Annotated in this window: 3 protein-coding genes, 1 tRNA gene and 1 pseudogene; 4 read left to right on the plus strand and 1 reads right to left on the minus strand. The window is 53.9% G+C overall.

Annotated elements, in window-relative coordinates; translation table 11 throughout:
- Positions 1–315, plus strand: a pseudogene (locus OGX92_RS09960) (IS1-like element IS1B family transposase); the annotation flags it as partial.
- Positions 316–331: 16 nt separating this feature from the next.
- Here the strand turns inward: OGX92_RS09960 and OGX92_RS09965 are convergent.
- Positions 332–426 (minus strand) — tRNA-Sec (locus OGX92_RS09965).
- Between the two features lie 290 nt (positions 427–716).
- On the opposite strand from OGX92_RS09965, the gene OGX92_RS09970 reads away from it, so the two are divergent.
- From OGX92_RS09970 to OGX92_RS09980, 3 genes are all read left to right on the plus strand, one after another.
- Positions 717–2099, plus strand: coding sequence for a glycoside-pentoside-hexuronide family transporter (locus OGX92_RS09970; protein ID WP_003827223.1), 1383 nt, complete (start codon positions 717–719; stop codon positions 2097–2099).
- A 10-nt stretch (positions 2100–2109) separates the two neighbouring features.
- Positions 2110–4428 (plus strand): alpha-xylosidase, encoded by a 2319-nt coding sequence (yicI, locus tag OGX92_RS09975; RefSeq protein WP_284962219.1) that lies wholly within the window; start codon positions 2110–2112, stop codon positions 4426–4428.
- A 445-nt stretch (positions 4429–4873) separates the two neighbouring features.
- A partial coding sequence (locus OGX92_RS09980) for an IS1 family transposase (protein WP_000179203.1) occupies positions 4874–5079 on the plus strand: 206 nt, incomplete at its 3' end.

The raw sequence follows: 5079 nt of genomic DNA on the forward strand, positions 1-5079 counted from the left end.
GACAGGCTCCGGAAGACGGTTGTTGCGCACGTATTCGGTGAACGCACTATGGCGACGCTGGGGCGTCTTATGAGCCTGCTGTCACCCTTTGACGTGGTGATATGGATGACGGATGGCTGGCCGCTGTATGAATCCCGCCTGAAGGGAAAGCTGCACGTAATCAGCAAGCGATATACGCAGCGAATTGAGCGGCATAACCTGAATCTGAGGCAGCACCTGGCACGGCTGGGACGGAAGTCGCTGTCGTTCTCAAAATCGGTGGAGCTGCATGACAAAGTCATCGGGCATTATCTGAACATAAAACACTATCAATAAGTTGGAGTCATTACCTTGGCGGAAGATCACAGGAGTCGAACCTGCCCGGGAACGCTGGCGTCCCCAACTGGATTTGAAGTCCAGCCACCTCACCGGAGATGACGATCTTCCGCGCCTCGATTGCTACATGGAGGCGGGGCGCATTATAGCTACTTCCTCGGGTTTCCACACCCCCTCACTCACTTTTTTAACTTCCGTTTCTCTATACCATGACCAGTTTCAAATAAATCCCCGCAAAATCCATTGCTTACACTTAGACACATTTTCAGACGCTACCCTGATCACAGAAAACAAGAATCGTAATTTGATAACGAGATATCGGAATACCCGTGCTCACAGGGATGGTTTACAAGAACTGTAACCGGTATCAGTGCGTGTGAAAGTGCTAACAAGGATGCGTAATGAAAAGTGAGATTTTGTCCGTTAAAGAGAAGATTGGCTACGGCATGGGCGATGCCGCCAGCCACATCATTTTTGATAACGTTATGTTATATATGATGTTCTTCTATACCGATATTTTTGGTATCCCGGCCGGTTTTGTCGGCACGATGTTCTTACTGGCTCGCGCGCTGGATGCTATCTCAGACCCTTGCATGGGACTGCTCGCCGACCGCACCCGTTCGCGCTGGGGGAAATTCCGCCCGTGGGTGCTGTTTGGCGCTCTGCCATTTGGTCTGGTCTGTGTGCTCGCCTACAGCACGCCGGATCTCAGCCTGCACGGCAAAATGATTTATGCCGCAATCACCTACACGCTGCTGACCCTGCTTTATACCGTGGTGAATATTCCCTACTGCGCGCTGGGCGGTGTGATAACCAATGACCCAACGCAGCGTATCTCCCTGCAGTCATGGCGCTTTGTGCTGGCGACGGCGGGCGGCATGCTCTCCACCGTGCTGATGATGCCGCTGGTGAATCTGATTGGCGGTGAAGATAAAGCGCTGGGCTTCCAGGGCGGGATTGCCGTGCTCTCGGTTGTGGCGTTCCTGATGCTGGCGTTTTGCTTCTTTACTACCAAAGAACGTGTGGAAGCGCCGCCGAGCAGCAACTCAATGCGTGAGGACCTGCGCGACATCTGGCAAAACGACCAATGGCGCATCGTCGGCCTGCTGACCATCCTCAACATCCTGGCCGTCTGCGTACGCGGCGGGGCGATGATGTATTACGTCACCTGGATTCTGGGTACCCCGGAAGTGTTTGTCGCCTTCCTCACCACCTATTGCGTCGGCAATCTTATCGGCTCTGCGCTGGCAAAACCGCTGACTGACTGGAAATGCAAAGTCAGCGTCTTCTGGTGGACGAACGCCCTGCTAGCGGTCGTCAGTCTGGCAATGTTCTTCGTGCCGATGCACGCCAACCTCACCATGTTTGCCTTCATCTTCGTGATTGGCGTACTGCATCAGCTCGTGACGCCAATCCAGTGGGTGATGATGTCCGATACCGTTGATTACGGCGAGTGGTGTAACGGAAAACGTCTGACGGGGATCAGCTTCGCGGGCACGCTGTTCGTGCTGAAGCTGGGTCTGGCGCTCGGCGGGGCGATGATCGGCTGGATGCTGGCGGGCGGCGGTTACGATGCCGCAGCGAAAACCCAGAACAGCGCCACCATTAGCATCATTATCGCATTGTTCACGATTGTCCCAGCTATTTGTTACCTGTTGAGTGCCGTGATTGCCAAACGCTTCTATACCCTGAAAACGCCGTATCTGACGGAAATCATGAGTCAGCTGGCTCACGGTGCGCACCGCAATCAGCAGGATTTTTCGACGAAAGAATTACAGAACTAAGGAACCAACGATGAAAATTAGCGACGGAAACTGGCTGACGCAGCCTGGCCTGAATTTAACTCACCCGATTCAGGTGTTCGAGGTCGAACAGCAGGGTAACGAAATGATTGTCTACGTTGCGCCGCGCGATGTGCGTGAACGTACCTGGCAACTGGATACTCCACTCTTCACCCTGCGCTTTTTCTCGCCGCAGGAAGGCGTGGTTGGGGTGCGTATGGAACACTTCCAGGGCGCGTTGGATAACGGTCCACACTATCCGCTGAACGTGCTGCAGGACGTCAATGTAAAGATACAAAACACCGCTGAATTTGCCGAACTGAAAAGCGGAAATTTGAGCGTGCGGGTCACTAAAGGTGAGTTCTGGTCGCTGGATTTCTTGCGTAACGGCGAACGTATTACCGGCAGCCAGCTGAAAAATAACGGCTACGTGCAGGACACCAACAGCGGGAAAAACTATATGTTTGAACGCCTGGATCTGGGCGTTGGCGAAACGGTGTACGGTCTGGGTGAGCGCTTTACTGCGCTGGTACGTAACGGCCAGACGGTGGAAACATGGAACCGCGATGGCGGCACCAGTACCGAGCAGTCTTACAAGAACATCCCGTTTTATCTCACCAACCGTGGTTACGGCGTGCTGGTAAACCATCCGCAGTGCGTGTCGTTTGAAATTGGCTCTGAGAAAGTGTCAAAAGTGCAGTTCAGCGTTGAAAGCGAGTATCTGGAATATTTCGTCATCGACGGCCCTACGCCGAAAGCGGTGCTGGATCGTTATACCCGCTTTACTGGTCGTCCGGCGCTGCCGCCAGCCTGGTCATTCGGTTTGTGGCTGACTACATCGTTCACCACTAATTACGATGAAGCGACGGTGAACAGTTTTATCGACGGGATGGCCGAGCGCAATCTGCCGCTGCACGTCTTCCATTTCGACTGCTTCTGGATGAAAGCCTTCCAGTGGTGCGACTTTGAGTGGGATCCGGTGACCTTCCCTGACCCGGAAGGCATGATCCGCCGCCTGAAAGAGAAAGGGCTGAAGGTCTGCGTATGGATAAACCCCTATATCGGCCAGAAATCCCCGCTGTTCAATGAACTGAAAGAGAAAGGTTATCTGCTCAAGCGCCCGGACGGCTCCCTGTGGCAATGGGATAAATGGCAGCCGGGCCTGGCGATTTATGACTTCACCAATCCTGAAGCCTGCGAGTGGTATGCCAACAAGCTGAAAGGTCTGGTGGATATCGGCGTTGACTGCTTCAAAACTGACTTTGGTGAACGCATTCCTACTGACGTGCAGTGGTTTGACGGTTCCGATCCGCAGAAAATGCACAACCATTATGCGTACATCTACAACGAACTGGTATGGAACGTGCTGAAAGAGACCGTCGGTGAAGAAGAGGCAGTGCTGTTCGCCCGTTCGGCCTCGGTCGGCGCGCAACAGTTCCCGGTGCACTGGGGCGGTGACTGCTATGCCAACTATGAATCAATGGCCGAAAGCCTGCGTGGCGGGTTGTCCATCGGCCTGTCCGGCTTTGGCTTCTGGAGTCACGATATTGGCGGCTTTGAGAATACCGCCCCTGCGCACGTCTACAAGCGCTGGTGTGCGTTTGGGCTGCTCTCCAGCCACAGCCGCCTGCACGGTAGTAAATCCTACCGTGTGCCATGGGCGTACGATGATGAATCCTGCAACGTGGTGCGCTACTTCACTGAGCAGAAATGCCGCATGATGCCGTACCTGTATCGCGAAGCGGCGCGCGCCAATGAACTCGGAACGCCGATGATGCGCGCAATGATGCTGGAGTTCCCGGACGATCCGGCATGTGATTATCTCGACCGCCAGTACATGCTGGGCGATAGCGTGATGGTTGCGCCGGTGTTTAGCGAGGCGGGTGATGTGCAGTTCTATCTGCCGGAAGGACGCTGGACGCATCTGTGGCGTAACGACGAGGTGGCGGGCAGCCGCTGGCATAAGCAGCAGCATGACTTCCTGAGTCTGCCTGTTTATGTGCGCGACAATACACTGCTGGCGCTGGGCTGCAATAACCAGAAGCCGGACTACGCCTGGCACGAAGGGACGGCGTTCCAGCTGTTCCATCTGCAGGAGGGTCGGGAGGCGATTTGTGAAGTCCCGGCGGCTGACGGTTCGGTTATCTTCACGCTGAAAGCGACGCGCACGGGTAATACCATCACCGTGCAAGGAAGTGGCGAAGCGCGTAACTGGACGCTGTGTCTGCGTAATATTACGCAGGTTAGCGGCGTGAAGGGCGGCTCGTCTGTGGGCAGTGAGTGGGGAACGGTTGTCACGCCGGATGCGATTGTGCTGACGATTACCCTGTAAGTAAATCTCAACGTGGGCTGGATGGCGACGCAATGCGTTTTATCCGGCCCACGCTGCGAGCAGCATTCCAGATCTGAAAATCTAAAACATCCTGAATTAAATTTTTAACTCCCCATATTTGCGAGCGGTGTCACTCTGATTCCCACGAAAAATGTGATCTGCGCCGTAAATATCTCACTATTTCCTCTTTTTGTCTTATTTCTGTCCGGATTACTGGACATGATTTAGTATTGTTGGCGCATCGTAGTCCTCTTATATTTATCATCACGGATTACACGTGGAGCATAAATGCTTCTTTATAACCTAAATAATTCGAGTTGCAGGAAGGCGGCGACGCAGCGAATCCCCTGAACGTACATAAGTACGTGACTGGGGTGAGCGAGGAAAGCCGGTGATGCTGCCAACTTACTGATTTAGTGTATGATGGTGTTTTTGAGGTGCTCCAGTGGCTTCTGTTTCTATCAGCTGTCCCTCCTGTTCAGCTACTGACGGGGTGGTGCGTAACGGCAAAAGCACTGCCGGACATCAGCGCTATCTCTGCTCTCACTGCCGTAAAACATGGCAACTGCAGTTCACTTACACCGCTTCTCAACCCGGTACGCACCAGAAAATCATTGATATGGCCATGAATGGCGTTGGATGCCGGGCAAC

This window comes from Citrobacter sp. Cpo089 (assembly GCF_030332695.1).
Classification (GTDB): domain Bacteria; phylum Pseudomonadota; class Gammaproteobacteria; order Enterobacterales; family Enterobacteriaceae; genus Citrobacter; species Citrobacter portucalensis.

Excerpts from the sequence above, each read along its gene's own strand:
- OGX92_RS09970 (WP_003827223.1), top strand. The coding sequence starts at position 717 with ATGAAAAGTGAGATTTTGTCCGTTAAAGAGAAGATTGGCTACGGCATG.
- yicI (WP_284962219.1), top strand. The coding sequence starts at position 2,110 with ATGAAAATTAGCGACGGAAACTGGCTGACGCAGCCTGGCCTGAATTTA.